Origin of the sequence: Demequina flava (genome assembly GCF_000975035.1) — a bacterium.
GTDB classification, from domain to species: Bacteria; Actinomycetota; Actinomycetes; order Actinomycetales; family Demequinaceae; genus Demequina; species Demequina flava.
Genome location: NZ_BBRA01000001.1, coordinates 1405675 through 1431388 on the forward strand (window position 1 = coordinate 1405675; position 25714 = coordinate 1431388).

The window sequence follows — 25714 nt, forward strand, 5'->3', positions numbered from 1 at the left end:
GCGGACCGAGGTTACGCCGCGCGTTCCCTCACCACGCGCGCGATGTCGACCTTCTTGATGGCGCGCGACGCGGGCCACTGAGAGATCAGCGCGGCCAACAGCACTCCGGCCGCCGCAGCCGGAAGCGTCCAGACGCCCCATGCCGGCTCCAGCGTGAAGAGGTCGTCGCTGAACGAGGCCAAGAACTGCGCCGCTGCCCACACTCCCAAGACGAGCCCAAAGGGAATCGCGATGATGGTGGCCAACAGGTTTTCCGTCGCCACCGCCCCGGCCACCTTGCGGAGCGGCACTCCGGCGGCGCGCATGGTGGCGAGCTCGTTGGTGCGTTCCACGACGTTGACGGACATCGTCACGTACATGACGGCCAGCGCTAGCACCGTGCCGAGCAGGATCATCATGCCGATGAAGACCCAGAACAGTCCCAGGTACTGATCGAGCTGCGCGACGATTGCGCGGACGTCCTGGTAGGCCACCACGCCGTCAAGCTGCGTGATGGTCTGGCGGACCTCGTCGCGGTCGGCGTCCTCGTCAAAGGCGAGTGCAAACGCCTCGGTTCCCTCGTCAGGCAGGAGGGCCGATGCTGTGGCATTGGTTGCGTACGCGGACGTCCCGAGGGGTTCGTTCAGGAATCCCACGAGGGTCACTTCGGTCTCGCCGGCATCGGTAGAGATCGTGACGGTGTCACCCGCCTCGACCCCGATCTCCTCGGCAAGGAACTCTCCTGCGAGGATGCCGTCGCTGGGTAGCGACACGCCCTCGCCGTCGGGCCCGAAGAAGCAGTGCATCTGTGTGTCCGGTTCGTAGCCGGTCAGTGTGGTCTTGTAGCTGCCATCGGGCCCCTCAATGGCGACCTGTCCGAGCACGGTCGGTTCGACCGTTTCGACACCGTCCACGTCATTGAGAGCGTCTTCGGCCCCCACTCCGGCCTGCGCCACGGCTGTCGCATCCTCTAGCTCGATGTCCTCGAATTGGGTGTTCATGGCGGACAGGATGGACGTCATCATGCCCACCGAGGTGAGGACCAAGATGAGCGCCAAGACGGTGCCCATCATCGTGGCGAACGTGCGGCGCTTGGAGCGCACAATGTCGCGCAGCGCCATGCGTCCCGAGACGGGAATCCAGGTTTGGCGGGCCACCCAGCGGCTGTACGCGCCAGGCGTGGAGGAGTTGGATGCGGGACGCATCGCTTGTGCAGGCGCAATGTGCGAAGCCGTGATGGCGGGCCCCAGCGCGCCCAGCATGCCGACCGTGATTCCGAACACGAAACCGATGACGAGCATCCACGGATAGTTGAGCACCACCGTGTCCGGCACTCCGATGAACCCGGTGTACGCCGAGGTCATGGCCGAGTTGGCGGGGATACCCAGCGCCACCCCCAGGATTGCTCCGACGCCGCCCATGAGGAGACCCTGGAAAACGTAGTGACGGAGGACTCGTCCGCGCTTTGCGCCGGAGGCCATCATGGTGCCGATGACGGGCGTTTCCTGCAGGATGCGTCGCGTGAGCAGCACCCAGGATGTGACGCCAGCCGCGATGAGGAACAGCGCGGGGAACGCCACGGAGAGCTGATCGAAGCCCTTGAGGTCCTCGCTGAGGGTTGCATTCGAGGGCTGGTCCTCCTGCGACTCGACGGCCGATGCTCCGGCATCGGTCATAGCGTCGCTCACTGCAACTCCGGTGTCCGTCTCCCAAGGCTGGGTGGCATCCGTGGCAACCCGAGCATCGGCCCCATTGGGGACCACCACGAGGGTCTGGTTGGGCTCCACGCCAAACCACTGCTGAACCGACTCTTCAGGCGCGAAGACCACCGCGAAGGAGTTCGGGTCGGAGATGATTTCCTGGCTGGACCGGGCGAGCCAGAGGTACTCAGGGGAATCGACGACGCCCTGAATCGTGACCTCGACCCAGCCGGTGGCGGCGAAGATCTCGATGGTGTCGCCCGGTTCGAGGTCAAACGTCTCGGCGCCGTGCTTTTCCAAGAGGACCTGGTCGGTCGCGCCGTCGTCGAGGTAGTCGCCATCGATGACGTCGACGTCGTTGATGCTTGGGTGAGCGTCAGTCGGCACGCCGATGGTGCGGCCCACCAGCTTGGTCTCCTCGATCAGCATGGGGGGATCGACTTGGGTGCGAGTGATGGCGTCGGTTGCACCGGCGTCCAGTGCCGCCTGCGCAATCGCGTCGGTGTCACCGCCCGTGGCAGTCCAATCGGCAAAGTTCAGCCGGTCGTACGTGGCCTGATAGGAGGCCGAGAGGTTCTGGAATGCGCCGGCAGAGGCGATGTAAATCATCACGCCGAGCATGATGGTGATTGCGACGGCAATCACCTGCGCCTTGGATCGCCAGAGGTCGCGGAACGCTTTCTTCGTCGTAGCCTTCATGCGGGTTACCAGGTCACATCTGCCGCAGCGGCGGGGGTCTCGTTGGTCTTGATCGACTCAATGTCGCCATCGACCACAGTGATGACGCGGTCTGCGATCTGGCCTACGGACAGGTTGTGCGTCACGATGATGATGGTCTTGCCCTGGCGGTTGAGCTCCTGAAGGAGTTCGAGGATCTGGCGGCCAGTGGGCAGATCGAGCGCGCCGGTGGGCTCGTCGGCAAGCAGGATGTCGGGGTCGGTGGCGAGGGCGCGAGCGACCGCCACGCGCTGCTGCTGGCCGCCACTGAGCTGGGCCGGAAAGCTGTCTAACTTGTCGCCCAGGCCCACGGACTCGAGGTGCGCGGCGACTTGTGTATTGTCGCCGCGCCCGGTCATCTCCACAATCATCTCGACGTTCTCGCGAGCAGTCAGCGTGGGGATCAGGTTGAAGAACTGGAAGATGAAGCCCACGTGATCGCGACGGAAATCGCTCAGCTTGGAGGGCTTGGTCTTCGAGATGTCCTCGCCGGCGACCGTGACGGTGCCGTCCGTGGCGGTCTCGATTCCGCCAATGATGTTGCACAGCGTGGTCTTGCCCGAGCCCGACGGGCCAATCACGACCACCAGTTCGCCCGAGGCGATTTCGAGGTCAATGCCCTTGAGGGCATGCACCGCGGCGTCGCCCTCTCCGAAGACCTTGGTGAGGCCGGTGAGATGGACACCGCGATCCGTGGTGGTGGCAGTCATGAGCTCTCCTTGGAATCTGGTGCGGTTTCGGGGTCGGTGGTGAAGATGCCGTGGGTGTAGATGTCCATGGCCTCGTGGCTCCAGCGAGCCAGGCCGTCGGGGGACAGGGGGTCTGATTCAAGAGCGTCGCCGATGTGCTCGCTGAGCAAGATCAGCGATAAGTCATTGGCCATGAGCAGGGCGGCACGCGTTTGTGGGTCCGTGCTGCGGCGCACGATGCCTTGCTGCTCGAGGTCCTTCATGAGCTCAACGGTCATCTCGAACCATTGACGAAAGACCCGGCGCCCGGTGTCGGAGCCGTCGAGCAGGCTGCGGCGCAGGTAACCCAAGAGCGGAGCGTCGGTGGGGAACTGGTCCGCCATCGTGGCCGCGAGGCTGGCGGGTTCCTGAAGGGCGCCCGCGAGGTGGTCGAATATTCCAATGACGCGCGCGTCCACCGCCTCGACCAGGCCCGCCTTGGAGCCGAAGTGGTGAGGGATCAGTGCCGGTGAGACGTCTGCGGCTGTCGCGATGTCGCGGATGGACACGGCCTCGTTGCCGCGTTCGGCGAAGAGAGCGAGCGCACTCTCGATGATGCGCTCACGAGCTTGAGTGTCCATGCCCAGCACGGTACTGAACAACTGTTCAGCGCGCAATGCGGGACGTGGTGCGCGGAGCGCGGCGGGCGAGCGGGTGGTCCGGGCGGTGACACCGAAGTGCGGACTAGAGGCCCGTCGCCTCACCGAAGGCGATCAAGGCATCGCCAGCATCGGCCCGGCCCTCCACCGTGCGCGCCACCAGGAGGCCCGGCATGAGCGCGGCCAGCGCGGAGGTGAGGGCATCGACATCGGCGTCCGCGGCAAGGTGACCGGCATCCTGCCAGCGGGCCACCAGGGTGCGAATGTCACCGCGAATACCGTCGTAGACCTCCGTGAGCGGGGTCCGCAGGCCATCGTCCCGAGTCGCCTCGGCCCACACCTCAAGGATCAACGGGGTCATCCGGAGCGGGCCAGCATCGGCGCGCGTGACGAGCTCCTCGAAGACGTGCGCGATCGCTGCCGTTGGCCTGGCTGGTGGTGCGGCACTCGTGAAGTGAGAGAACTGATTGCGGGCCGGCATGAAGACCGACTGGGCGGCCGCAATGGTGAGTTCGGCCTTCGACGGGAAGTAGCGATACACCGTCCCTGCCGAGACCCCCGCCTCCGCGATGATGTCCGACATCGACGCCCCGTGGAACCCGTCACGCGAGAAGCACGTGAGCGCCGCGCTCAGGATCTGTGCGCGGCGCTGATCGTGGTGCTCTGGCGGCCGGATGGGCATAGGGCCAGGATAGGGGTGGTATCCGCTTGACAGGAGGGTGCCACGCGGCAACGATGGAACTAAAGTGAATGATCATTCGCTTTAGGCGAGGGAGGCACACGTGAAGGCGATGATTCTCAAGGAGTTCCGCGAACTCCGGCGCGACAAGCGCACAATGGCGATGCTGATCGCACTGCCCATCCTTCTTCTGGTCATTTTTGGCTACGCGGCGAACTTCACGGTCGACGAGATCCCCACGGCGGTCGTCGGCGACAACGCCGAGCAAGTTGAGGGACAGCTCCCCGACCTCTTCGCGGTCGAAGACGACATCAGTAGCGATGAGGATGCGCAGGATCTCCTGCGGGACAACGTCGTCGACGTCGCGGTCGACACCTCCACCCAGCCCGCCACGGTGTACATCGACGGCTCCAGCCTGTTCGCCGCGCAGAGTGCCCAGGCAGGGCTCGCGCAGGCACCCGACGACCTGGTCGATGTCGAGGTGCTCTACAACCCCGACCTCACCACCGCGTGGGTCATGGTGCCGGCCCTCATCGGCCTGATCCTCACCTTTATCGGCACCATCATCACGTCGATTGGCCTGGTAAAAGAGCGTCAGAACGGGACCATCGAGCAACTCGCCGTCATGCCGCTCAAGGCCTCCGAGGTCATCATGGGCAAGATCGTCCCGTACTTCATCCTCGCCTGCTTCGACATGATCATCGTCACCGTGTTGGGTGTGTGGCTCTTCGATGTTCCATTCGTCGGAAGCGTGTGGCTCCTCGCGCTCGGCGGCGCCATCTTCCTCTTCGTGGTCCTTGGCCTTGGCGTCCTGATCTCGACGGCCTCGCAAACGCAGGCGCAGGCCATTCAGATGGCGATGATGATGCTGTTGCCGCAGATCCTGCTGTCGGGTTTCATCTTCCCGCTCGAGGCAATGCCGGCTGGTATTTCGTGGATCGGCTACATCTTGCCGCTGACCTATTGGGTAGAGATCTCTCAGGGAATCATGCTGCGGGGCGCGGGCTTCGACTCTCTCTCGTGGGCCTTTGGAGTTCTGGTGCTTATGGCGGTCGTGATCTTCACGGCGGCTGTCGTCCGCTTCCGCCGGGACTTGGCACCTAGCGCTCACGGGAAGAAGGCTTCAAAGTGAGTAGGGCCGATGCCGGGGCACAGCGGGGATTCGAAGAACAGTGGGGTTTGCACGGCGTTACGGTGCGCTACGGAGACACCGTAGCTATCCGCGACATTGACCTACGCGCTGTGCCAGGTGAAGTTCACGCGGTCGTTGGCGGCGATGGTGCTGGCAAGACCACAGCCTTGCGCTGCCTCGCTGGCGCGGTGAACCCGTCGGAAGGTGAGGCAAGGTCGCCGGGCCGCCGCAGCATCGGCTTCATGCCTACGGCCGCTGGCGTGTGGGGTGACCTCAGCGTCGACGAGAACATCGCTTTCGTGGGCTCTGCCCAGAGCGTGACGGGCAAGGACTTCACGCAACGCAGAGGAGAGCTGCTCGAGGCCACGGGGCTCACGGGCGCGACCAAGCGCCTGGCGAAGCAACTGTCAGGCGGCATGCGCCAGAAGCTCGCGTTCTCGCTAGCAATGCTGCACCGACCCGACCTCTTGATCCTCGACGAGCCGAGCACCGGCGTAGACCCGGTCAGCCGCATCGACCTGTGGCGCATGATCTCGATCGCGACAGCGGAGGGCGCGGCCGTCGTGATGGCGACCACGTATTTGGACGAGGCCCAGCGCGCATCGCGCGTGCTCGCGCTTGACAGCGGCGAGACCCTCATCGAAGGTGCGCCCGACGAGGTGCTGACCCGCGTGCCCGGCCACGTCACCACGGTGGACACGCCTACGGACCGCGTGACTGCGTGGCGACGCGGACGCGTGTGGAAGCAGTGGTCGCCCGATGACCCGCCTGCCGGTCAGCCGCGCGTGGAGGACCTGGAGGACGCCATGGTGGCCGCAGGAATGGCAAAAGAGGCTGCACATGTCTGAGCCACTGTTGAGGGCGTCTCACGTGACGCGCACCTTTGGTCACTTCACAGCCGTGGATGACGTGTCCCTGACCGTGGAGCCAGGCGAGATTGTCGGCCTTCTGGGCGCCAACGGTGCAGGCAAGACCACGCTGATCCGCATGATTCTCGGACTCCTGCCCGCCAGTGAGGGCGACCTCGAACTCTTCGGCGCCGAGCCGTCCATCGAGACCCGCACCCGCCTGGGCTACGTGCCCCAGGGATTGGGCCTTTGGGACTCGCTCACATCGCGGGAGAACCTCGACTTCGTTGACGACGCGTACGGTGTCGCGTCCACCCCCATGCCGGACGCGCTCGCGGACTTGGCTGACCGCCCCGTGGGGCAGATCGGACTCGGATACCAACGCCAACTGGCCTTCGCCGCGGCACTCGGGCACGAGCCCGAGCTCCTGGTCCTGGACGAGCCGACCTCCGGAGTAGACCCGTTGTCACGCGCACGACTGTGGGACGCGATCCACGAGCGGGCCGATTCTGGCGTGGGGGTCCTCGTGACAACCCACTACATGCAGGAAGCGCAGCAGTGCGACCGGCTGGTCCTGATGTCTCAGGGCAAGCAGGTGGCGGCAGGCCAGGAGTCGGACATCATCGGCGACGCGGCCGCATTGGAAGTCGAGACCGATGACTGGCGCGCGACCTTTGCGGCGCTGTCTGACGCCGGACTGCTTGTATCTCTCGCGGGCACTCGCGTGCGCGTAGTCGACTCGGACGCCGATGCCGTCAGCAAGGCGCTGGCCGATGCCGGGATTCAAGGACAGCCAGAGCACGCCACCGCGACGCTCGAGGAAGCCATGGTGGTGCGAGAGCGCGCGTGATGGTCTGGCTCTGCCTGTGGATACCCCACTGCGACATTTTCTCTGCTGGTAAGTTGTGCCGTGCGCGTGAGCGCATCAACAATCCTTAGAGGGGATGCCATGACCGAGGACAAGCCCGTGAGCGGAAACAACAACGGCGCGATTCCGCCCGCAGCACCTACCCCGCCTCCGGCCGCTAATGCGAATCCGCCGGCAGCGCCCGCCGAGCAGTTTGCTGCGCAGCAGCCTGGAGGTACTGCGCCCGTGCCGCCCGCTGGTGCTCCTGTTCCCCCTGCCGGCGCTCCACAACCGCCTGCCCCCCAATACGGGCAGCCAGCGCCGCAGGCTCAGTACGGCGGTCAGCCTCCTGCGCCCGGTGCGCCCACTGGAGGCTCGGGAGGTGGCCCGGGTTGGATGCCCATCGTTGCGCTCGTCCTTGGTGTGATCGCGCTCTTGACGTCGTTCCTGGGCGCCTTCGCCTTTGTATCGTGGCTCTTTGCGCTTCCCGCCTTCGTCTTTGGTCTGATCGCGCTGATCAAGAAGGCTCCTCGCAAGGGGCTGTCGATCACGGCCCTAATTCTGAGTGTCGTCGCCTTCCTCATTTCGATCATCGTGTTCCTCATTGCTGTCGTGGGCGCGGTGGACGACGCGATTGCAGAGGACGAGGCGAATTCCGTCTCGGGTGGAACTCCCACCCCGGAGGAGACCACCGAAGACTCGGCAGATGACTCCACGACGGATGACTCGACTGCCGACTCGGCAGGTGGCGAGACCGACGACTCGGGCTCAGACGCTAGCGTTGCTGGCGACGCCACCCCACTTGAACTGGCCGAGGTCACCGCCTGGTTCGACGAAGACTTCGAGTCGTGGGAGTACCTCGTCTTGATCGACAACACCAACACGGATTACGCCTGGATCGACACCTCCATCACGATCGAGGCCTTCGACGCTGACGGCGTTCTCTTGGCGGACGACTGGGCCTACGAGACAATCCTTCCCGACTCGACCTCTGCGATCACCGGCACGTTCTACGACGCCGGCACGACCGAGGTCACCGACGTTCAGGTCATCGTCGAGGACGAGCCGACAGACGTGTCCGGTCAGGAAATCGGATCGTTCACGGTCAGCGAGCCCGAGTTGTCGTCGGACGACTGGAGCTCGACCGCCGAGGGGACAGTCTCGTCCACATTCGTGGAAGACCAAGAGAGCGTGCAGATTATCGCGGTAGCGCGCAACGCCTCCGGCGAGGTCATCACCACTGATTGGGATCTCCTCAACCGTGTCCCGGCCGGCGGCACCGCCCGCTACGAGGTGTCCTTTTGGGACGTCCTGCCAGACGACGCTGTCGTAGAGGTTTACGCGCAGCTGTAACGCTCATCGCGATTGCGCCGGTTTCGTCCCGTTTGTGCGGGGCGGAACCGGCGTTCTTGCTTATCCTGAAGTTTGCTGCGGTGGCCACGCCCAGACGTACACACGGGTTACGGTGGAGGGGTGAGCGACTACTCATCCTTGACTTCATTCATTGCTATGCCGCGCGTCGAGGGGGTGGCCCTGTCCCCGGACGGTGAGTCCGCGATCCTCACCGTCGCGACGCTGTCCGCCGACGAGACCACCTACGAGCGTGCCCTGTGGCGCGTGCCGACCTCCGGCGACGGCGACCCCGTGCGCCTGACTCGCTCGGCCAAGGGTGAGGCCGGTGCCTCGGTCCTGTCCAATGGCGACGTGCTGTTCACCTCCGCGCGTCCCGGAGCCGGCGAAGACGACACCGCCCAGGTGTGGCTGCTGCCTGCTGGTGGCGGCGAGGCTCGCCCCGTGACGGCCCTGGCCGGCGGCGCGGGCGGCGTGACAGCGGTAGCGGCCGATGCCGAGGTCGCCGTGATCGCGGCAGGTCTCCTTCCGCAGGCCGCGGACATTGACGAGGACGCGAAGCTGCGCGCCGAGCGCACCAAGCGCAAGGTCAACGCCATCTGGCACGACTCGTATCCGATCCGCCACTGGGACCACGACCTGGGCCCTGACCACACGCACCTCTTCGACCTCGACCTTGGTGCATGGGCGCCCGAGGCGGCTAGCGCCCACGCGCCTGCCCCAAGCGACGGCGACGGCGACGGGTCGAACGAGGCGACCGAAGCATCGGCCCGCCCCTATCCCTCGCACCTTCCCCGCCCGGGCGACCTCACCCCGAACCCCCGCCGCTGGACCGACACGCCTGGCGTCGCGGTCAGCCCCGATGGCACGACGGTCGTGGCGACCCTGCCCGTTGCCGAGGGGCGCTCGCAGCGCGTGGACCTCGTGCGCATCGACCGCTCCACGGGCGAGCACACCACCCTGCGCAGCGACTCTCGCGTGGTCTACGGCGCACCCGTGTTCAGTCTGGATGGCGAGTACCTCGCCTACGTGCGTCAGCCAAAGTCGGACCCGAGCGGCCCCACGCAGCTCGAGATGTGGGTGTCCCGCCCCGACGGCACTGACGCCCGCCGCGTGGCCGAGCACTGGGACCGCTGGGCCAGCTCGCTGCAGTTCTCACACGACGGCGCTGCACTGATCGCGACCGCTGATGATGACGGCCGCGGACCCATCTTCCGCATCGACCTGACCTCCAACGAGGTCACGAAGGTCACGGGCGACGATGCGTCCTTCACCTCTGTGCGCGTGGACCGCGCCACCGGCACGATGGTCGCCCTGCGCGCCAACTTCCTGCGCCCCGCGCACCCAGTCCGCATCGACCTCGACGGCACCGTCACGGAGCTGGCCACGCCTGCACCGGCCCCGGCCGCCAACGCCACGATGACCGATGTCGACACCACCGCCGAGGACGGCACGCGCGTGCGCGGCTGGCTCCTCACCCCGCCGGACGCATCCGCGGACAACCCGGCGCCGCTCCTGCTGTGGATCCACGGCGGCCCGCTGAACTCCTGGAACGCGTGGTCGTGGCGCTGGACGCCGGCGCTCGCGGTCGAGCGTGGCTACGCCGTGCTACTCCCTGACCCCGCGCTGTCCACCGGCTACGGGCTGGACTTCATCGCGCGCGGATGGAACTCGTGGGGCCACAAGCCGTTCACGGACCTCATGTCGATCACCGATGCCGTCGAGGCGCGCCCGGAAGTCGACGAGTCCCGCACTGCGGCGATGGGCGGCTCCTTCGGCGGCTACATGGCCAACTGGGTCGCCGGCCACACGGACCGCTTCGATGCCGTCGTCACACACGCCAGCCTGTGGGCGCTCGACCAGTTCGGTCCCACCACGGACCACGCGGACTACTGGCAGTCGATCTTCACGCCCGAGGCCATGATTGAGCACTCGCCGCACCGCTCCGTGAAGGACATCTCGTCGCCGGTGCTGGTCATTCACGGCGACAAGGACTACCGCGTGCCGATCGGGGAGGGGCTACGTCTGTGGGCCGAGCTCGCCGAGCACTTCGTGGACGACAACGGCGACATGGATCACCGCTTCCTGTACTTCCCGGACGAGAACCACTGGATCCTCAAGCCCCAGCACGCGGTTGTTTGGTACGAGGCGGTCTTCTCATTCCTGTCCAAGCACGTGCTGGACGAGACTGACGACCTCCCCTACGCCTAACCCCCCCTTTTCCCCTGGCCGTACATACACGGCGGGGTTTCGGGCTTCGCGCGGCCCTGGCCGTAGCTTTTCGGCGGGCCGATGCAGTGGTGACGCCAGAGATACCCGTGACCACAGCATCGGCTCTCCCCGGCATGAGGCGGGAGCCGCACACAGCACAGCGCCGGCACCCCCTGAGGAGAAGGGGAGCCGGCGCTGTCTCGTGAGGTGCGGGTCAGTCGTCGTCGGCCTGACCGGACTCCATTCCGTCGCGGATAGCCGCCATCACGGTGGCATCTGCCAGTGTGGTGACGTCCCCTACCTCGCGGTGCTCTGCGACATCACGGAGCAGGCGCCGCATGATCTTGCCCGAGCGCGTCTTCGGGACTTCCTTGACCACGAGCACGGTGCGCGGCTTGGCCAGTGCACCGATCTCGCGCTTGACCTGCTCGCGCAGTTCCTGAGCGATCTCGTGGTTGGAGTGGTTTGCGCCGTCGGAGTCGTCGCCGATCACGACGAACGCGGCAACGGCCTGGCCGGTGGTCTCGTCCTTTGCGCCCACGACCGCGGCCTCAACGACCCAGGGGTGAGCGACCAGCGCGGACTCAATCTCCGTGGTCGACAGGCGGTGGCCGGACACGTTCATGACGTCGTCGACGCGGCCCATGAGCCAGATGTCGCCGTCATCGTCACGCTTGGCGCCGTCACCCGCGAAGTACAGGCCCTTGAAGCGGCTCCAGTAGGTCTCCTGGTAGCGCTCTTGGTCGCCCCAGACGCCACGCAGCATCGATGGCCACGGCTGGTCAAGGACGAGGTAGCCGCCGCGACCGGGGCCAACCTCGTTGCCGTCGTCGTCGATCACTGCAGCGGAAACGCCAGGAAGTGCCACCTGAGCAGATCCCGGCTTGGTCGCCGTGACTCCCGGCAGGGGAGCGATCATGATCGAACCGGTCTCCGTCTGCCACCAGGTGTCCACGATCGGGCACTTGTCGCCACCGATGACACGGCGGTACCACATCCATGCTTCGGGGTTGATGGGCTCTCCCACCGATCCGAGCAGTCGTAGCGAGGACAGGTCGAACTTGTTCGGGATCGCCTCGCCCCACTTCATGAACATGCGGATCGCGGTGGGCGCGGTGTAGAAGATCGAGACCTTGTACTTCTCGATGATCTCCCACCAGCGACCCTCGTGCGGAGCGTTCGGGACGCCTTCGTACAGCACCTGGGTAGCGCCGTTAATCATGGGGCCGTAGACGATGTACGAGTGGCCGGTGATCCAGCCCACGTCCGCGGAGCACCAGTAGACGTCCGTGTCCGGCTTGAGGTCGAACACGACGCGGTGCGTGTAGCTCGCGCCGGTGAGGTAACCGCCGGTGGTGTGGAACAGGCCCTTGGGACTGCCGGTGGTGCCGGAGGTGTAGAGGATGAACAGCGGGTGCTCGGCCTCGACCATGACGGGCGTGTGCTCGTCTGAGGCTGGCTCGACGACGTCGTGCCACCAGATGTCGCGACCTTCGGTCCAGTCCGTGTCCTGTCCGGTGCGCTTGATGGTCAGGACGTGCTCGACCGACTCCGCTTCCGTGGGATTGGCCTCCGACGGCGCCAACGCGGCGTCGACCAGCGGCTTTAGGGCAAGGTGCGAACCGCGGCGGTTACCACCGTCGGCCGTGATGACCAGCTTGGCCTCGGCATCGTCGATGCGCTGACGCAGGCTATCGGAGGAGAAGCCACCGAACACGACCGAGTGAATCGCGCCGATGCGCGCGCAAGCAAGCATCGATACGACAGCTTCGGGGATTTGGGGCAGGTAGATGGCGACGCGGTCGCCCTTGGTGAGGCCAAGTGACTCGAGGGCATTGGCGGCCTTCGAGACCTCGCGCTGCATGTCTGCGTACGTGAGGGTGCGGGTGTCGCCCGGCTCGCCCTCGAAGTAGAAGGCGACGCGGTCGCCGCGGCCCTCGCGAACGTGGCGGTCCACAGCGTTGTCGCAGGCGTTCAGGGTGCCGTCTGCGAACCAGCGCGCCACAGGGGCGTTGGACCAGTCGAGGGTTTCAGTGAAAGGCGTGTCCCAGTGCAGGTGTTGTGCCTGGTCACTCCAGAAACCGAGGCGGTCTGCCGCGGCCTGGGTGTAGAGATCTGCCTGGGCGTTGGCCTGGGCAGCGAAGTCGGGAGACGGCGGGAACGACCGCGTCTCGGTGGACAAGTTCTCGATAGTTTGGGCATCGTTGACCATGCGCTCACTCTAGTTTGTTAGGAAAGTTTCGTAAACTCTCGACCAGGGGTTTGTTAGGTGCCCTGGTAGAAGCGCAATCGAGGCTTCGGGCATGCAACGTTTCGAGTGATTTCGCCGGTTTCGGCGTTGCTCACGGAGCCGCTAGCAGGAGTGTTAGGCCGGTGCTCACCGCGCGGCCACGATGGCTCACCGCGCGCCCGGGCCCCATCCGTGTGACGATGATTTGCATGAGCACACCAGAGGGATACGACTACCGAGCTCGCACCAATGGCGAGGTGGCGATCTTCCATCACGGCAAGCTCGCCAAGATGATGCGCGATGAGGAAGCACAGGAGTTCCTCGACGCCATGAAGGACGGCGACGCGCAAGAGGTCATGGGCCGCTTCGCGGGATTCGACGGGCAGACTCAGCGCCCGGGCACTGGACCGCAGTCGGGGACGGATGCGCTCCACGGCAACGGCGAGGCCCACGCCCAGAAGGACTTCCGCCGCAAGACTGGCTGAGGGCTCACCTCTTGACCGGTGGCGACCCGGGCATCAGTCAGCGTCGAGGCTGAGCGTCATGAATCTACTGTGCGGGTCGACGGAGTAGCCCGCGAAGGGTTCGCAGTCGAGGAACCCGTGTCGTGAATAGAGCCGATGCGCGGGATAGAAATTCGTGTCCGTCCCGGTTTCTAAGCTCACCGCAGCGTAGCCGCGCGCTACGGCAGTTGCCAGGAGTTCGTTGAGGATGGCAGTGGCGACGCCCTTGCCTAGGGCTTCGGTTGCCGTCTTCATTGATTTGATCTCACCATGCGTAGGGTCGAGTTCTTTGAGTGCCCCGATGCCCAATAGTGTCGGGCCCTTCCAGGCCGTCCGCACAGTGACGTTCGTCTCGCGCAGCGATTCGATCGGCAAAGCGTGCACCGAGTCTGCCGGTGAGGTTGAGTGCATCGCGTCGAGGTGTGCGGTGAGTAGCGCATGGACCTCTGGCCGGGTGAGGTCGTCGATCGCAATCAGCATGAGTCCGCCTCGCTGGTGCTTGCGCTTAATTGACCGTGAAGGTGAAGGCTTCCGAGATCGCGACGACCGGCTCGTCGTCGACGATGTAAGACTCCGGCACATCCCGCTCGAGTAGCTCCATCAGCACGTCCTGTGGCACGTCGCACAAGAGTTCAGTACCGCCGTCCGGCGTCTCATTCTCACTGCAATAGGGCTGGATTGCGGGGTCATCCGCGAGCGGTGAGTAGCCCGCTGTGTACTGCAGGAGCGCGAGGTCGGTGATGCCCTCCTCGGCGAGCTTGCGCGCCACGGCTGCCTGCTCGCCCACGATGATGGGCGTCCACGCGTAGACCTTGTACTCCCCTGCGGGCAGAGCCTGGTTCTCCTGCTCAAATTCCGCGGCCTTCTCATACTGAGCGGCGATCTCGTCCTCGGTCGCGTTCTCCCAGTCGAAGTCGCCCAGAATCGCGTCGAGGTCACCGGCCACGTCGCACAGCGAAGCTCCAGACATTTGCAGCGTGGCGCCAGGCGCGGTGTCGTGATCCTCGGTCGTGACGAAGAGTTCGGGCGCAAACTCGGTGCCCCAGTCGGGAGTGACCACGACGTCGTCGCGAGTCACGATCACTTGGCCCTCCTGTGCAAGGAACGCCGTCACGCCTTCGAGGTCTGAGGTGAAGGCGACATGCACGGAAGCGCCGTCGTCATCGGTGGCGACATCGACGACCGGCATGACGTGATTGCCGCGCGTGGCCTGCGCCGTCCACTCCTCGCCGCACGCGGGCGGGGTGAACAGGTCGGCACCCTCAGCGGCGACCTGGGACAAGTCGAACGTCAGGGGAACGGTGGCTCCGGCGGGCTCTCCGCCAGCCGATGCATCGGTCTCGTCAGGTGCGAACAAGTACTTCACGCCGTACCAACCCACGGCCGCAGAGGCTCCGGCGATCGCGACGGCTCCGACCACCATGAGGGCCTTGTTCATCGCTTGCCTATCCTCCCGGCGCATGCGCGCGCCCCGTCTTGCCGTGTGGTGTGAGGCATAAGGATACGTGCCGGATATGTCCGGTGTGTATCGCTCACGGCGCTCCTGTACGCCCCACGTTCAGGCGCCTGTGGATAACGCCTGGTGTGGGCCTTCAGGACATTAGACGCACGCCGCGCAAAAAACGTTGCGTGCGATTTGTCACGCGGGGTCGGAGTTGGACACGCCGCGCGTCAGCAACACCACTCCGGTGACGATCGCCGCGACTGCCAGGACACCAAACAGCAGGGATTTCGTGGGTGGTCCTGCGTGGAGGCCGACGGGCTTCTTGAAGTGAAGGTTGCCCCATCCGTGTTCCATCGCGGCCCTGCGCAGTGCGCGATCCGCGTTGACCGTAAAGCCGTGTCCCACGGCGTCGAGCATGGGGGCGTCGGTGATGGAGTCCGAGTATGCGTAGGAACGTCGCAGGTCGTAGCCACGCTTGGCAGCCAGGTCGCGCATGCCTTCAGCCTTGGCCTCGCCGTAGGCGTAGGACGTGATCTCACCGGTGTAAAAGCCCTTCTTGACCTCTAGTTCTGAGGCAATCACGGCATCGGCCCCAAGGACCTCAGCAATGGGCTCAACTATGTCGCGCACGGATGCCGACACGATGACGACGTCGCGCCCATTGGCCTGGTGCCGCTTGATGAGCTCGACGGCCTCAGCGAACACGACCGGGTCGATGTGCTCGTGGACCGTCTCCTTCACGATCTCCTTGACCTTGGCGACTTCCCACCCCTTGATGATGTCGGAGAGCGAGTCGCGAAGACGCGTGGTCTGTCGTTCGTCAGCCGAGCCTACGAGGAACAGGAACTGTGAGTATGCCGAACGCAACGCTCCGGATCGCGTGATCAAGCCGCCGTCGTAAAACGGGCGGGAGAACGCCATCGACGAGCTGGTCGCGATGATTGTCTTGTCGAGATCAAAGAATGCGGCGGACCGCGGTGCGGGCTTCTTGCGGGGCATAGGCACCTCCTAGTCCGCACAGCCTATCTGGCACCACCGACACGATGCCAGGGCCGCGGGGTGCACGTCTGTTCAGTGTCGCGGCGTCGTCCCCAGCGCCCCTGATCGGAAGGTATGTCCCGAGATGCGCGTGCGGCGACCGCGGGCAGGTGACATGCAGGCAAATCTTGAGGCATGAGCACTCATCACTCTGCCTGGGCCGGGCCCCTGGGACCCGTGTTGGGCATGCCCGGCGTGACTGATGTTCTGGTCAATGAGCCGGGGAAGGCGTGGGTTGATCGGGGACGTGGGCTTGAATCGCAAAGCGTGGACCTGGCCGATGCTGCGGCTGTGCGGGCATTGGCAGTCACCATGGCGAGCGCCGGAGGTCGCAGGCTTGACGATGCGAGTCCCCTGGTCGACGCCCGGCTTCCCGACGGCACCCGACTGCACGCCGCTCTGCCTCCCGTCGCGCAGGACTGCGCGGCTATCTCGTTGCGACGCGTGCGGACCTCGGCATTGTCGCTGGACGACCTCGCGGTGGGCGGGATGATCAGTGCACCCGCGGTGCCTCTGGTGCGGGAGTTGGTACGCCGACGGTGCTCCGCGCTCATCACGGGAGCAACGGGCTCCGGCAAGACGACCCTCCTCGCATCCCTCCTGTCCGAGGTTGAGCCACGCGAGCGCATCCTCATCATCGAAGAGGCGGGCGAGCTGCAGCCGAGACATCCGCACGTGGTCCGGCTCGTCGAACGACGGGCCAACATTGAGGGCTCCGGTGCCATCAGCATGCCGACGCTGGTCCGCGAGGCTTTGCGCATGCGCCCCGACCGGGTGGTGCTGGGCGAGTGCCGCGGTCCAGAAGTGCGAGACGTGCTGACGGCGTTCAACACGGGTCACCGTGGCGGCTTCGCCACGTTGCATGCGAACTCACCGCAGGACGCCCCAGCGCGGTTGGTGGCGCTCGGGGCGCTAGCCGGGATGGACCAGCGGACCGTCGAGGTCCAAGCGGCGATCGCGTTCGACGTGGTGCTGCATGTGGAACGGGTACGTGGCGCGCGCCGCCTGTCCAGCATCGCGGTGATGGAGATGGGGACCGCGGGCCTGAGCGCGGTTGAGGCTGTCGGTTGGACGGCACGTGGTTGGCGTCAGGGACCGGGATGGAGCACCCTCGTGGCGGCCATGGGCGGATGGGAAGTTGCCGATGCCGCGTAAAGAGACCGATGTTGACGCGCAATTGGCCGATGCGGTGGCGCTGTTGGCCTCGGGCCTCCCTCCGCAGGTGGCATGGGCGGAGGCGGGGATTGGCCTCGACGACAACGGGATGCCCGAACTCGCGGGCACGCAAGCTGGCACGGTCGCGGCGGTGCGGGCTGCCGCGACGCTGGCCCGCGACTGCGGGGTTCCACTCGCCGCCGTGCTGAAGCGGGTTCTCGAGGTCGAGCGCGATCGAGAAGAGGCCCGCGACGCGTGCGAGGCGGCATTGGCAGGCCCCAAGATGAGTGCGCGCGTGCTGGCGTGGCTGCCGCTCGCGGGGGTGGGTCTCGCCGCTCTACTTGATCCTCGCGCGATTGATGTCCTGGTTTCGACGCCCATTGGCTGGGTTCTGCTCGCGCTCGCGGCCATCCTCACGTGGTGCGGGCGCCGCTGGACCCGCGCGTTGCTCGGCGCCGCCACGCCGGACTCCGAGGACGTTCCGCCGGCCTTGGCGCTCGCGCTGGTGGAAGCGGCATTGTCGAGCGGGATGGATGTGCCCGGTGCGGTCCGAGCCGTCGGGGGCGTCGTGGATGGCGTGGAAGGAGACGCGATGGTGCGTGCGGGTGCTTCGCTCAGCACAGGGGCGGCCTGGGACGAGGCGTGGGACAGGCCTGCGCAGCGCACACGGCGTTGGCGCCCTTTGCGACCGGGCTCCGTGGCGCGCGGACCGGGGCAGTCGTTGTGTGGGCAGGTCGAGCGGGCGCTGCGGGCACCTCATCGTTGCGGGGCATCGGCCGTGCCCGCCTTGCGGTCGGCGACCGAGGGTGCGCTCCGGCGCTCGCGGCGGGATGCGCAGCAAGCGGCCGGGCAACTCGGCGTGACGCTTTCGCTTCCGCTCACAATGTGTCTGCTGCCAGCGTTCATTCTCGTCGGGATTGTGCCGATGGTGCTTGCCGTGTTGGCGAGTGTGTCCCTGCCTCAACTTCCCGGAGAGGCCTGAGGCAGTGTGTGACCGTGGCTTAAAGAGAGGTGGGAAGCAGATCCACAATGACAGCGTCGGCCCCGCGCGCCAGGTCGTCGACGACCGGGATGAGTCGCCACTTGTCCGTCATCGTGCACGGGTGGGACAGGGCGAGTTCAATGCGGTCGCCCACGGCCAGTGCGGCGTCAGGCGCGCGCAGGAACGTGTGCTGATCGTTGAGGGCGTCGATGTGGGCGTTGGCGAGTCCGTCGCGCTGGCCCCCCGTGCGCAGGATCGCCACGGGTGTGGGGAGGCCCTCGTCGTATGGCACATCGCGTTTACCAGCGTCCAGCAACGCCAGGCCCGGTTCAGGCACCGACGTCACCCGCGCATGGGCTCGTGCGGCGGGAAGCAATCCGCTTTCATGTCGGGTGTGGTCGAACGGCGACATCTCCAAGTAGTGGCCCTCGTCGTGCAGCACGTACGCGCCGCACCGGAGGACGCCGCGGAGCCCTTTCGCGACTGCCGGGGCAAGCGCGTCGGCCACGGCGTCGGGGTACGCGGATCCGCCTGCAGTGACGATCAGGCCCCGGCCGTCGGAGTTGCCCGCGGCGCCGGCGTCTCGAGCCTCAACTGCCAGCGAGACAAGGTCAGCGACGTAGTCGCGCACGGTGTTCAGAGCCTCGGCCGAGCGGCCACGAGTGATCGCGCCCTCGTAGCCGGCGACGCCAGCCAGGCGCACCCCCGGCGACTCGCGGACGAGCGCCACCAGCGCGCGAGCCTGCTCGACAGTGCGCGTACCGGTACGTCCGCCCGGACGCCCCAACTCGACGAGAACGGGAACCTCCGTGCCCGCGGCGACCCCGGCATCGGCCATCAACGCGATTCCGGAAGGCGAATCGACCCAGGTGATGACCTCTGTCCAGCCCGACTGCTGGTCGGCGACCCACCGAGCCGTGCCGGCATCGGCCGCCTGATGGGCAAGCATCACCGTCGAAAAGCCGGCCTCCACGGCAATCCGCGCCTGCCAGGGCGTCGCCACAGTGATGCCGCTCGCGCCGGCGTCGATCTGCTCCCGCCATAATCCGGGCGACATGGAGGTCTTGCCATGGGGCATGAGCTCCAGTGCTCGCTCGTTGACCCACTGGGAGAGGAAGCCGATGTTGTGGCTGAGGCGCGCACGATCAATGAGGAGCAGGGGAGTCCAGCATTGATCGACCGTGGGGCGGCGGGACAAGAACTCGTCCACCGTGAGCCCGGCGGCCCACGGCGGCAGAGACTTGTCGCTACCCAGCACGGTAGCCCGGTCGATCAATGCCATGGCGGGCGCCTACTTGTCGCCGATGTATGCGACGACGTCGATCTCGACCAAGATGTTCGCCAGATCGGAGCCGACCGTCGTGCGCACGGGGTAGGGCTCGTTGAAGCGTTCCCCATATGCGCGGTTGTACTCGGCGAAGTCGCGGTCCAGGCGCTCGAGGTGAGTGGTCACCTTCACGACGTCGTCCAGCGTGGCGCCGTGGGCTGCGAGCACGGCCTCGACATTGGTGAGCACCTGGTGGGTCTGTTCGTAGACGCCGCCGGTGACGACCTCGCCGGTGGCAGGGTCCTGGGGGCCAAAGCCCGCGGTGTAGAGGAAGCCTCCGGCAACAACGCCGTGGCTGTAGGGACCGGCGGGCTTGGGGGCGTTCTCGATGAGTACGGCCTTCTTTGCCATGGGTGTCCTCCTGGTGAGTGGTTGGGGTTACAGGGCAGAGCCGATGCGTGTGGCAGCGGCCGTGAGAGCGGGGCGGTGGCGCAGGAGCGAGTCCGTGCCACCGGAGTCGCGAGGTGTTGTGACGGAGAGTGCGCCGACCACTCCGTGCGAGGCGATGATCGGCACTGCCAGGCACGTGACAAATGACTCGAACTCGCCGTCGTCGACGGCCCACCCATTCTCGCCGACGGTGACCAGCTGTGCGTCCAGTTCGCGGCGCGACGTGATCGTGGTGGGCGTGAAGGCTTGCCAGGTGACGCCATTGAGAATGCGGTTGCGGCCGGCACGGTCAAGTTCCGACAGGATCGCCTTGCCGGACGCCGTGCATTGCGGAATGACTGCGCGGCCCACCTGTGAGTAGAGGCGAATGCCGCGGGGATCGTGGCGCTTGTCGACGTAGACGATCGCGTTGTCCATCAATGCGGCCAGGTGCACGGTGCCGCCAACCTGGGCGTGAAGCGCGTCGACCGTGGGGCGGGCGACGTCGCGCAGGTCGATCTGATCGAGCGCGGCCTGCGCGAGCGCGATGAGGCGCACGCCCAAGCGGTAGCTGCCGCGCACGTCACGTCGCAACAGCCCGGCATCCTCGAGGGAACGCAGTTCTCGGTACATCGTGGTGCGGTGCACGCCAAAGTCGTCCGCAAGCGCGGAAATTGGTTGGGGACCTTCGGCAAGGCGCGTGAGGATCTCCGCGCCGCGGGTCACGGACTGAGTCATCGTGCGGCTCCCTGCCTGCGCAGCCCGCGACCGGGTGTTTCCTCGGTCAACTCCCCGCCGGCCAGGACCGGAACTCCCGCGACGAGCACATCGTCGATTCCGGTGGCGAGGGCGCGGGGGTTCTCGTATGTCGCTTCGTCGCGCACGGTGGTGGGGTCCACGACCGCAATGTCGGCGATCCAGCCCGGCCTGACGGCTCCCCGGTCGCCGAGCCCGAACCGCTGCGCCGTTCGGCCCGACAGGTGCGTCGCCGCTCCGGCCCATGTGAAAGAGCGGCCCACGAAGAAACTCAGAAGCCTCGCGAATGCTCCGAACGCGCGCGGGTGTGGCGACCCTCCCAGCACAATCCCGTCCGAGCCGGCGATGAAGCTCTCGTGAGAGAACAGCTTGGCCAAGTCGGCATCGGGCCGCTGATCGCGCACCGCCATCACCGCCGATACTTCGAGGCGCAGTTCGATCAGCAGGTCCAGCACCGTGTCCACCACGGTGTTGCCGCTGCGCCGGGCGATCTCCTCGAGAGTGAGCCCCTCCGTCCACATCCAGTCCAGGTGTGGCGCGTGGGCGATCGTGATCATGGACGGCCAGGCGGGGCCCAGGCTCGCCTTTTGGGCCACCTGGGGGAACCAGTCCTTGAGCAGGCGCTGACGTTCGCGAGTGGTCTGCAAGCGCTCCACGGCTTCATCGACCCCGAGCGCCGAGTACTCCGGAGGTAGCAGCGGCATGGCCAGCAACGTGCACCCGCGTGTGTAGGGGTACATGTCGAAGGTGACGTCGTGCCCGGCCGCCGCGAGGTCAGACAAGAGGCGGCGGCCCTCTTGGGCGGCCACGTGAAAGTGCGAGATGTGTCCGCGCACTCCAGAGCGCTCAAGAATTCGGGCAACTTCGCGTACCCCGAACTCGCTGTTGGCCTCGTAGCCGCCGCGCATATGGGTGACATAGACGGCTCCTGCGGCCGCGACAGGTTCACACAGCCGGGCAATCTCTTCCGCATCGGCGAAGAGGCCAGGCACGTAATCCAGTCCGGTGGATAGACCCAGCGCGCCGTCGGTGAGCCCATCGCGGACCATGCGCTTCATTTGCGTGAGTTCGCGGGACGTTGCGCGACCGGTGTCCATCTCCATGACGGCGTGACGGACGTTTCCCGCCGGAACTAGGAGTCCCACGTTGACGGCCGTGGTGCCGTCGTATGTCTTGAGAGCGTCGCGCACTCGCGGCTCTGGAAGGTGGGGGTGGGGCCCATTGATCGCCGCGAAGTATTGGCTAGCCCAGGCGCTGTCTCCAGGGACGTAGGAAACCCCGTCCTGTCCCGCGATCACGGAGGTGATGCCCTGGCGAAGGGTGGCGCGCTGGACGTCGCGGTCGAAGATCCCGCCCTCGAAGTGGGCGTGGGCATCGATGAAGCCGGGCATGATGAGCCGGCCGGTGCAGTCAATGATGGTGTCGCGGGGGTGGCTATCTACGTGGCCGACCGCGGTGATGCGCTCGCCCTCGATCGCCACATCTGCGGCGCGCGTGCATTGGCGTAGCCCATCGACAACGGTGCCGCCGCGAAGGACGAGTCGTCTGCGGTGCGCCATGAACCCCCCTGGTTGCAGTATTTGCACGGCGTGTGCGGACGTCGCACGTCGCCACACTAACGTCGGAGGCGGACCGTTGCCAACCACGGGTTAGTCTTTGGAATCCACAAACCCCCTCCTATGTCCCCAGGTCGCCCCGAGGGTCGCCGGTTCCACAGATGTGTGGCGACCCATGCTGTGGCCGAGGAATCCGGCGCATCGTGGTTCTGCGCCCGGAAGCACCGGACGCAGAAGGGAGAGCAATGCAGTGGTGGAGGAGCCGGCTAGAACTCAAGGGCGACGAAGGAATGGCGACCACGGAGTACGCGCTCGTGACGGTCGCGGCCGCGGCATTCGCGGGCCTGCTGATCGCGATCATCAGGTCCGAGGAGGTACGCGAAATGCTGCTCGGCGTGATCCGGTCCGCGTTCGGATGAAGGTTCACGCCCGCGGCGACCGTGGTTCCGTGACGACCGAGTTCGCGCTCGTACTTCCCGTCGTGGTGATCGTGATGGGACTGGCGCTCGCGGCGCTCGCCTGGGGCGGGCATCGCCTCCAGGCGAGCGACCTCGCGTCGATGGCTGCTCGCACGGCCGCCGTGGAGGGAGACACGTCCGCGCATGAAGCCGTGAGCGCTGCGGCTCCTGGGGCTCATCTCGCCGTGTCACGTAGCGGCGTATGGGTGACGGTGACCGTCTCCGTTGAGTCGGTTTCATGGCTTCCTACGGCCGATGCTCGGGTCACCGCGAGAGCGGAACCATGAGCGTTCCGGTGGCGCGCGCGGGCAATAGGCCCGATGCTGGGAGCACCTCCGTACTCATGGTGGCCGTCGTGTGCGTAGTCATGGCGGCGACAGCCGTCATGGTGCTGGGGTCGCAGGCACTGGTCGCGCGAGCGCAAGCCAGGGTTGGTGCGGATCAGGCGGCGCTCGCGGGTTCGATGGTGGCCCGCGAGCACGCCGCCTCCGGTTTCGCGGATACGGCTGCGGTCTGCGCGGTCGTGGCGGAATCGGCGTCCCATAACGGCGTCACCGTTGTGACCTGCAGGGTCGACGGGGCTCTCGTGAGAGTTGAGGCTGCCGGCGGAAGTGGGCTGAGTGCCGGCCATGCGTCAGCGACGGCGGGCCCGCAGTGGGCCGCGCCGCCGTGACGTGTCCCGGCCTGGGCGGAGTGTCAGCCGGTGACGGTGATGGTGCCCAGCGACGTCCACAGTTGCAGGTCCACCCACGTGTAGTCCTCGATGGGCGCGATAGCGGTCGCTGGCTCGGTGACATCGAGCGACTCACGGGCGAGCGCCCTTGCCTCACTGTCGGCGGTGTCGCCGGGGCTGTCGAAGAGAGTGGGCTCACCCGAGGAGGCATAGTCGTTGACCGTGAGCGATGTCGATGCGAGCAGCGTGTACACACCTGCCTCGACTCCCGCGGCGCGCCCGTTGTCGGTGTCGCAGCGGGTGATGTCGCGCCAGAGGTAATCACCCGCGACCGACTGTCCCGCATCTAGCCGCTGAGCGTCCGGAGCTGGCCAGATGAGCGCCTCGGCGTCGTCTTCCATGATCACGGCGTCGGGCTCGTTTAAGCCGATCGGGTAGCCCTCAGCGACGATGACTCCGTCACGCACCAAGTAGAGCTGCGGCTGGGCCGATCCCCAATAGTCGTAGATGTCGTACTCGGACACGTTCGTGACCGTCGAGCGCACCTCCGGGTTGCCATCCACGACGAATCCGTAACTGACCGACAGTGACTTGGGTGCGGCGACATCGAAGTCCAGCAACTCCATCGTCGAACTCGACTCGGGGAAGTTCTGACCTTCCATTCCGCCCCAGGTGCACCCGAAGTGCGAGTAGGCCTCGCCGCCGCTGTCATTCATGAGCCAGCGATGCGAGCCCGCCTCCATGTCCCACGCGTCGCCCACGGCTGATGCGGCGTACAAGTCACGGACGATGTCCGGCGTGAGCGCATTGTCGGGAAGCGGGGCCGGTTCCACCGGCGTGCCGGGCTGTGAAGGCTCGAGCATCGGCTCAAGTGGAGTGAGGTAGTCACTAAACGGATCGTCGACCTTCTCGCCGTCGATCGTCAGCGTGACGGGGCCTCCTGCGACACGGAACGCCTCCCAGTTCCTCTCTGGCCCGGGAAGTTCCTCCGCGGGGCCAGCGGTCGCGGCATCGCCGGATTCTTCGGTCTCGATGACGTCAGGGGTGTCCGAGGGTGCGGGGGTCGCGCTGGACCCCGGCTCTGCGCCGGGACCTGCCGACGGATCGGTAGCCGCGGCGTCGTCGGCCGGGTACGCCAGCGTCTTCGCCAGGTGGACCTCGTAGGTGCCTGCAGGCAGCGGCGCACCGTCCCAGCAGTTGACCGCGCCCACAACAATCTGCTGCTCGAGTGTGGAGAAGTCGCTGCCGGGGTCAAGACGCTCGTACGCGGCACCGTCGGGCAGCATCGGCTCATCGGCTGGGCCGTACTGAATCGGCGAGTGCTCGATGTAGCGGCCCACGACCATGCCGTCCCACGTGATGACGTAGTCGCTACCACTCAGGAGATCGACAGGACGGTTCGCCGTGATGGTCTCCGACACGAAGTACTCGCCCTCCCCGCCGGACGTGCTGGCGCCCACCTCGCCCACCTCGTACGTCACTCCCGAGGTGTCGCCGTAGGACCACGCGCCGTCATCGGGCCGGAACTGAGACCCGCACATCCACTGCTCAGCAACCATGGAATCCGCGGCGGAGTCGAGAGACTCGGTCGTCGCACCACCCATCGCGGACTCTTCGCGCGCCTCATCGGCAGCGCCCGCGCTCTCGAAGTCCGCCGCAGAGTCGTTCATCGACCCCACCGGCCCAATGAACGCCATCCCCAACACGGCCACCGCGCCAGCCCCCACCAGGGCATTGGCCCCCGTGTGAAGGCGACGGCTTCGCGTCACCCTGCGTGCAGCATCGGCCGTGGAAACCCGCGCCTCATCGACAGGTGCGCGATCCGCAGCACCTCGCATCGCATCGGACAGCCTCATGATCGGTTCCTTCCACTCGCAGGAGCGGACTCAGAGTCGGCAGAGTCCGCATCCTCCAACGGGCCCAGCGCCAGTTCTAGCTGGCCCATCCCGTCGCTCAGGTAGCGCTTGATGGTGCCCTCGGCCAACCCCAGTTGGCGAGCGATCTGCGGCACCGTCAAGTCATCGAAGAACCGCAGGACCACGCAGGCCCGGACCCGGGGAGGAAGCGTTGCCAAGGCGTCCACGACATCGGACCCTGCCTCGACTTGGCCAAAACGATCGGGAGCGATCGCCTCGGGACGGAACAAGTGCTGGACTCGCTGCCAGCGCTGTTGGCGCCGGTACTGGTCCACGAAGGACGACATGATCGCGCGCCGGACATAGCCCTCGGCCTTGACCGCAGTGAGTCCGCGCCGCTCGCGGCTAAACGTCCTCACCAGCGCGTCTTGCACAAGGTCCTGCGCCTGCACCGCATCGCCGCACACCAGGTACGCGTAGGACAGCAGGGCGCGTTCGCGATCACGCACCAGCTGTTCCATAGTGTCCCGCCACTGGGCCATGAGTTCCTCCGGGTGCCTTCCAGGTTTGGTCGGTT

25 protein-coding genes are annotated in these 25714 nt (G+C 66.3%); 11 read left to right on the forward strand and 14 right to left on the reverse strand.

The genetic code is table 11. The features are described from left to right. Positions 1-11: 11 nt before the first annotated feature. The 4 genes from AOP74_RS06630 to AOP74_RS06645 form a co-directional block, all read right to left on the reverse strand. The gene (locus AOP74_RS06630) at positions 12-2378 is read right to left on the reverse strand and encodes an FtsX-like permease family protein (RefSeq protein WP_061961517.1); all 2367 of its coding nucleotides are present in this window, start codon (positions 2376-2378) and stop codon (positions 12-14) included. Positions 2379-2383: 5 nt separating this feature from the next. Continuing rightward, complete coding sequence (locus AOP74_RS06635; protein ID WP_061961518.1) at positions 2384-3106, reverse strand: ABC transporter ATP-binding protein; 723 nt, start codon at positions 3104-3106, stop codon at positions 2384-2386. Beyond that, entirely contained in the window at positions 3103-3705 is a 603-nt protein-coding gene (locus AOP74_RS06640; RefSeq protein WP_061961519.1) for a TetR/AcrR family transcriptional regulator, read from the reverse strand. The genes AOP74_RS06635 and AOP74_RS06640 overlap by 4 nt, the downstream gene beginning before the upstream one ends. Positions 3706-3808: 103 nt before the next feature. Further along, complete coding sequence (locus AOP74_RS06645; RefSeq protein ID WP_061961520.1) at positions 3809-4405, reverse strand: TetR/AcrR family transcriptional regulator; 597 nt, start codon at positions 4403-4405, stop codon at positions 3809-3811. A 109-nt stretch (positions 4406-4514) separates the two neighbouring features. Between AOP74_RS06645 and AOP74_RS06650 the strand changes: the two genes are divergently transcribed. From AOP74_RS06650 to AOP74_RS06670, 5 genes are all read left to right on the forward strand, one after another. After that, positions 4515-5534 (forward strand): ABC transporter permease, encoded by a 1020-nt coding sequence (locus tag AOP74_RS06650; RefSeq protein ID WP_236683789.1) that lies wholly within the window; start codon positions 4515-4517, stop codon positions 5532-5534. Then, a complete protein-coding gene (locus tag AOP74_RS06655) occupies positions 5531-6382 on the forward strand; it encodes an ABC transporter ATP-binding protein (protein WP_236683740.1) in 852 nt (283 codons plus the stop codon). Before AOP74_RS06650 ends, AOP74_RS06655 begins: the two co-directional genes overlap by 4 nt. Continuing rightward, entirely contained in the window at positions 6375-7232 is an 858-nt protein-coding gene (locus tag AOP74_RS06660; RefSeq protein ID WP_061961522.1) for an ABC transporter ATP-binding protein, read from the forward strand. Before AOP74_RS06655 ends, AOP74_RS06660 begins: the two co-directional genes overlap by 8 nt. 393 nt (positions 7233-7625) lie before the next feature. After that, complete coding sequence (locus tag AOP74_RS06665) at positions 7626-8582, forward strand: SUR7/PalI family protein (RefSeq protein ID WP_061961523.1); 957 nt, start codon at positions 7626-7628, stop codon at positions 8580-8582. 156 nt (positions 8583-8738) lie between these two features. After that, positions 8739-10790 (forward strand): S9 family peptidase, encoded by a 2052-nt coding sequence (locus tag AOP74_RS06670; RefSeq protein WP_061961937.1) that lies wholly within the window; start codon positions 8739-8741, stop codon positions 10788-10790. Positions 10791-11004: 214 nt separating this feature from the next. Here AOP74_RS06670 and acs read toward each other — a convergent pair whose 3' ends face one another. After that, entirely contained in the window at positions 11005-13002 is a 1998-nt protein-coding gene (gene acs, locus AOP74_RS06675) for an acetate--CoA ligase (RefSeq protein WP_061961524.1), read from the reverse strand. A 227-nt stretch (positions 13003-13229) separates the two neighbouring features. Here acs and AOP74_RS06680 point away from each other — a divergent pair, with 227 nt between their 5' ends. Continuing rightward, positions 13230-13505: a hypothetical protein gene (locus tag AOP74_RS06680; RefSeq protein ID WP_152649205.1), complete on the forward strand. Its 276-nt coding sequence runs from the start codon at positions 13230-13232 to the stop codon at positions 13503-13505. A gap of 33 nt (positions 13506-13538) precedes the next feature. Here AOP74_RS06680 and AOP74_RS06685 read toward each other — a convergent pair whose 3' ends face one another. From AOP74_RS06685 to AOP74_RS06695, 3 genes are all read right to left on the reverse strand, one after another. Beyond that, positions 13539-14003, reverse strand: a complete 465-nt coding sequence (locus tag AOP74_RS06685; protein ID WP_061961526.1) for a GNAT family N-acetyltransferase — start codon at positions 14001-14003, stop codon at positions 13539-13541. Between the two features lie 25 nt (positions 14004-14028). After that, entirely contained in the window at positions 14029-14961 is a 933-nt protein-coding gene (locus AOP74_RS06690; protein ID WP_061961527.1) for a hypothetical protein, read from the reverse strand. A 201-nt stretch (positions 14962-15162) separates the two neighbouring features. Then, positions 15163-15966, reverse strand: coding sequence for an HAD family hydrolase (locus AOP74_RS06695; RefSeq protein ID WP_061961528.1), 804 nt, complete (start codon positions 15964-15966; stop codon positions 15163-15165). A gap of 174 nt (positions 15967-16140) precedes the next feature. Here AOP74_RS06695 and AOP74_RS06700 point away from each other — a divergent pair, with 174 nt between their 5' ends. Together AOP74_RS06700 and AOP74_RS06705 are read left to right on the forward strand one after the other, a co-directional pair. Then, on the forward strand, positions 16141-17160 hold the full coding sequence (locus tag AOP74_RS06700) for a TadA family conjugal transfer-associated ATPase (RefSeq protein WP_061961529.1): 1020 nt from the start codon (positions 16141-16143) through the stop codon (positions 17158-17160). Beyond that, the gene (locus AOP74_RS06705; RefSeq protein WP_061961530.1) at positions 17150-18142 is read left to right on the forward strand and encodes a hypothetical protein; all 993 of its coding nucleotides are present in this window, start codon (positions 17150-17152) and stop codon (positions 18140-18142) included. The genes AOP74_RS06700 and AOP74_RS06705 overlap by 11 nt, the downstream gene beginning before the upstream one ends. A gap of 19 nt (positions 18143-18161) precedes the next feature. On the opposite strand, the gene AOP74_RS06710 is transcribed toward AOP74_RS06705, so the two are convergent. The 4 genes from AOP74_RS06710 to AOP74_RS06725 are packed head-to-tail and all read right to left on the reverse strand — an operon-like array spanning position 18162 to position 22153. Further along, positions 18162-19424 (reverse strand): alanine racemase, encoded by a 1263-nt coding sequence (locus AOP74_RS06710; RefSeq protein ID WP_061961531.1) that lies wholly within the window; start codon positions 19422-19424, stop codon positions 18162-18164. Between the two features lie 9 nt (positions 19425-19433). Further along, a complete protein-coding gene (locus AOP74_RS06715; protein ID WP_061961532.1) occupies positions 19434-19820 on the reverse strand; it encodes a RidA family protein in 387 nt (128 codons plus the stop codon). 27 nt (positions 19821-19847) lie between these two features. Continuing rightward, complete coding sequence (locus tag AOP74_RS06720) at positions 19848-20576, reverse strand: IclR family transcriptional regulator (RefSeq protein WP_061961533.1); 729 nt, start codon at positions 20574-20576, stop codon at positions 19848-19850. After that, entirely contained in the window at positions 20573-22153 is a 1581-nt protein-coding gene (locus AOP74_RS06725) for an N-acyl-D-amino-acid deacylase family protein (protein ID WP_061961534.1), read from the reverse strand. Before AOP74_RS06725 ends, AOP74_RS06720 begins: the two co-directional genes overlap by 4 nt. Positions 22154-22395: 242 nt before the next feature. Here AOP74_RS06725 and AOP74_RS12050 point away from each other — a divergent pair, with 242 nt between their 5' ends. The 3 genes from AOP74_RS12050 to AOP74_RS06735 are packed head-to-tail and all read left to right on the forward strand — an operon-like array spanning position 22396 to position 23281. Further along, positions 22396-22569, forward strand: a complete 174-nt coding sequence (locus AOP74_RS12050; protein ID WP_236683741.1) for a DUF4244 domain-containing protein — start codon at positions 22396-22398, stop codon at positions 22567-22569. A 29-nt stretch (positions 22570-22598) separates the two neighbouring features. Then, positions 22599-22895, forward strand: coding sequence for a TadE family type IV pilus minor pilin (locus tag AOP74_RS06730; RefSeq protein WP_152649206.1), 297 nt, complete (start codon positions 22599-22601; stop codon positions 22893-22895). Then, complete coding sequence (locus AOP74_RS06735) at positions 22847-23281, forward strand: hypothetical protein (protein ID WP_152649207.1); 435 nt, start codon at positions 22847-22849, stop codon at positions 23279-23281. Before AOP74_RS06730 ends, AOP74_RS06735 begins: the two co-directional genes overlap by 49 nt. Positions 23282-23304: 23 nt before the next feature. Here AOP74_RS06735 and AOP74_RS06740 read toward each other — a convergent pair whose 3' ends face one another. Beyond that, a complete protein-coding gene (locus AOP74_RS06740; RefSeq protein ID WP_061961537.1) occupies positions 23305-25137 on the reverse strand; it encodes a hypothetical protein in 1833 nt (610 codons plus the stop codon). Further along, positions 25134-25679, reverse strand: a complete 546-nt coding sequence (locus AOP74_RS06745) for a sigma-70 family RNA polymerase sigma factor (RefSeq protein ID WP_061961538.1) — start codon at positions 25677-25679, stop codon at positions 25134-25136. The genes AOP74_RS06740 and AOP74_RS06745 overlap by 4 nt, the downstream gene beginning before the upstream one ends. Between the last annotated feature and the right edge of the window lie 35 nt (positions 25680-25714).

Excerpts from the sequence above, each read along its gene's own strand:
- AOP74_RS06640 (WP_061961519.1), bottom strand. The coding sequence starts at position 3,705 with ATGGACACTCAAGCTCGTGAGCGCATCATCGAGAGTGCGCTCGCTCTC.
- acs (WP_061961524.1), bottom strand. The coding sequence starts at position 13,002 with ATGGTCAACGATGCCCAAACTATCGAGAACTTGTCCACCGAGACGCGG.
- AOP74_RS06695 (WP_061961528.1), bottom strand. The coding sequence starts at position 15,966 with ATGCCCCGCAAGAAGCCCGCACCGCGGTCCGCCGCATTCTTTGATCTC.
- AOP74_RS06740 (WP_061961537.1), bottom strand. The coding sequence starts at position 25,137 with ATGAGGCTGTCCGATGCGATGCGAGGTGCTGCGGATCGCGCACCTGTC.
- AOP74_RS06710 (WP_061961531.1), bottom strand. The coding sequence starts at position 19,424 with ATGGCATTGATCGACCGGGCTACCGTGCTGGGTAGCGACAAGTCTCTG.
- AOP74_RS06725 (WP_061961534.1), bottom strand. The coding sequence starts at position 22,153 with ATGGCGCACCGCAGACGACTCGTCCTTCGCGGCGGCACCGTTGTCGAT.
- AOP74_RS06745 (WP_061961538.1), bottom strand. The coding sequence starts at position 25,679 with ATGGCCCAGTGGCGGGACACTATGGAACAGCTGGTGCGTGATCGCGAA.
- AOP74_RS06690 (WP_061961527.1), bottom strand. The coding sequence starts at position 14,961 with ATGAACAAGGCCCTCATGGTGGTCGGAGCCGTCGCGATCGCCGGAGCC.
- AOP74_RS06670 (WP_061961937.1), top strand. The coding sequence starts at position 8,739 with ATGCCGCGCGTCGAGGGGGTGGCCCTGTCCCCGGACGGTGAGTCCGCG.
- AOP74_RS06680 (WP_152649205.1), top strand. The coding sequence starts at position 13,230 with ATGAGCACACCAGAGGGATACGACTACCGAGCTCGCACCAATGGCGAG.
- AOP74_RS06735 (WP_152649207.1), top strand. The coding sequence starts at position 22,847 with ATGGCTTCCTACGGCCGATGCTCGGGTCACCGCGAGAGCGGAACCATG.
- AOP74_RS12050 (WP_236683741.1), top strand. The coding sequence starts at position 22,396 with ATGCAGTGGTGGAGGAGCCGGCTAGAACTCAAGGGCGACGAAGGAATG.
- AOP74_RS06685 (WP_061961526.1), bottom strand. The coding sequence starts at position 14,003 with ATGCTGATTGCGATCGACGACCTCACCCGGCCAGAGGTCCATGCGCTA.
- AOP74_RS06645 (WP_061961520.1), bottom strand. The coding sequence starts at position 4,405 with ATGCCCATCCGGCCGCCAGAGCACCACGATCAGCGCCGCGCACAGATC.
- AOP74_RS06660 (WP_061961522.1), top strand. The coding sequence starts at position 6,375 with ATGTCTGAGCCACTGTTGAGGGCGTCTCACGTGACGCGCACCTTTGGT.
- AOP74_RS06665 (WP_061961523.1), top strand. The coding sequence starts at position 7,626 with ATGCCCATCGTTGCGCTCGTCCTTGGTGTGATCGCGCTCTTGACGTCG.
- AOP74_RS06715 (WP_061961532.1), bottom strand. The coding sequence starts at position 19,820 with ATGGCAAAGAAGGCCGTACTCATCGAGAACGCCCCCAAGCCCGCCGGT.
- AOP74_RS06705 (WP_061961530.1), top strand. The coding sequence starts at position 17,150 with ATGCCGCGTAAAGAGACCGATGTTGACGCGCAATTGGCCGATGCGGTG.
- AOP74_RS06630 (WP_061961517.1), bottom strand. The coding sequence starts at position 2,378 with ATGAAGGCTACGACGAAGAAAGCGTTCCGCGACCTCTGGCGATCCAAG.
- AOP74_RS06650 (WP_236683789.1), top strand. The coding sequence starts at position 4,515 with ATGATTCTCAAGGAGTTCCGCGAACTCCGGCGCGACAAGCGCACAATG.
- AOP74_RS06700 (WP_061961529.1), top strand. The coding sequence starts at position 16,141 with ATGAGCACTCATCACTCTGCCTGGGCCGGGCCCCTGGGACCCGTGTTG.
- AOP74_RS06720 (WP_061961533.1), bottom strand. The coding sequence starts at position 20,576 with ATGACTCAGTCCGTGACCCGCGGCGCGGAGATCCTCACGCGCCTTGCC.
- AOP74_RS06635 (WP_061961518.1), bottom strand. The coding sequence starts at position 3,106 with ATGACTGCCACCACCACGGATCGCGGTGTCCATCTCACCGGCCTCACC.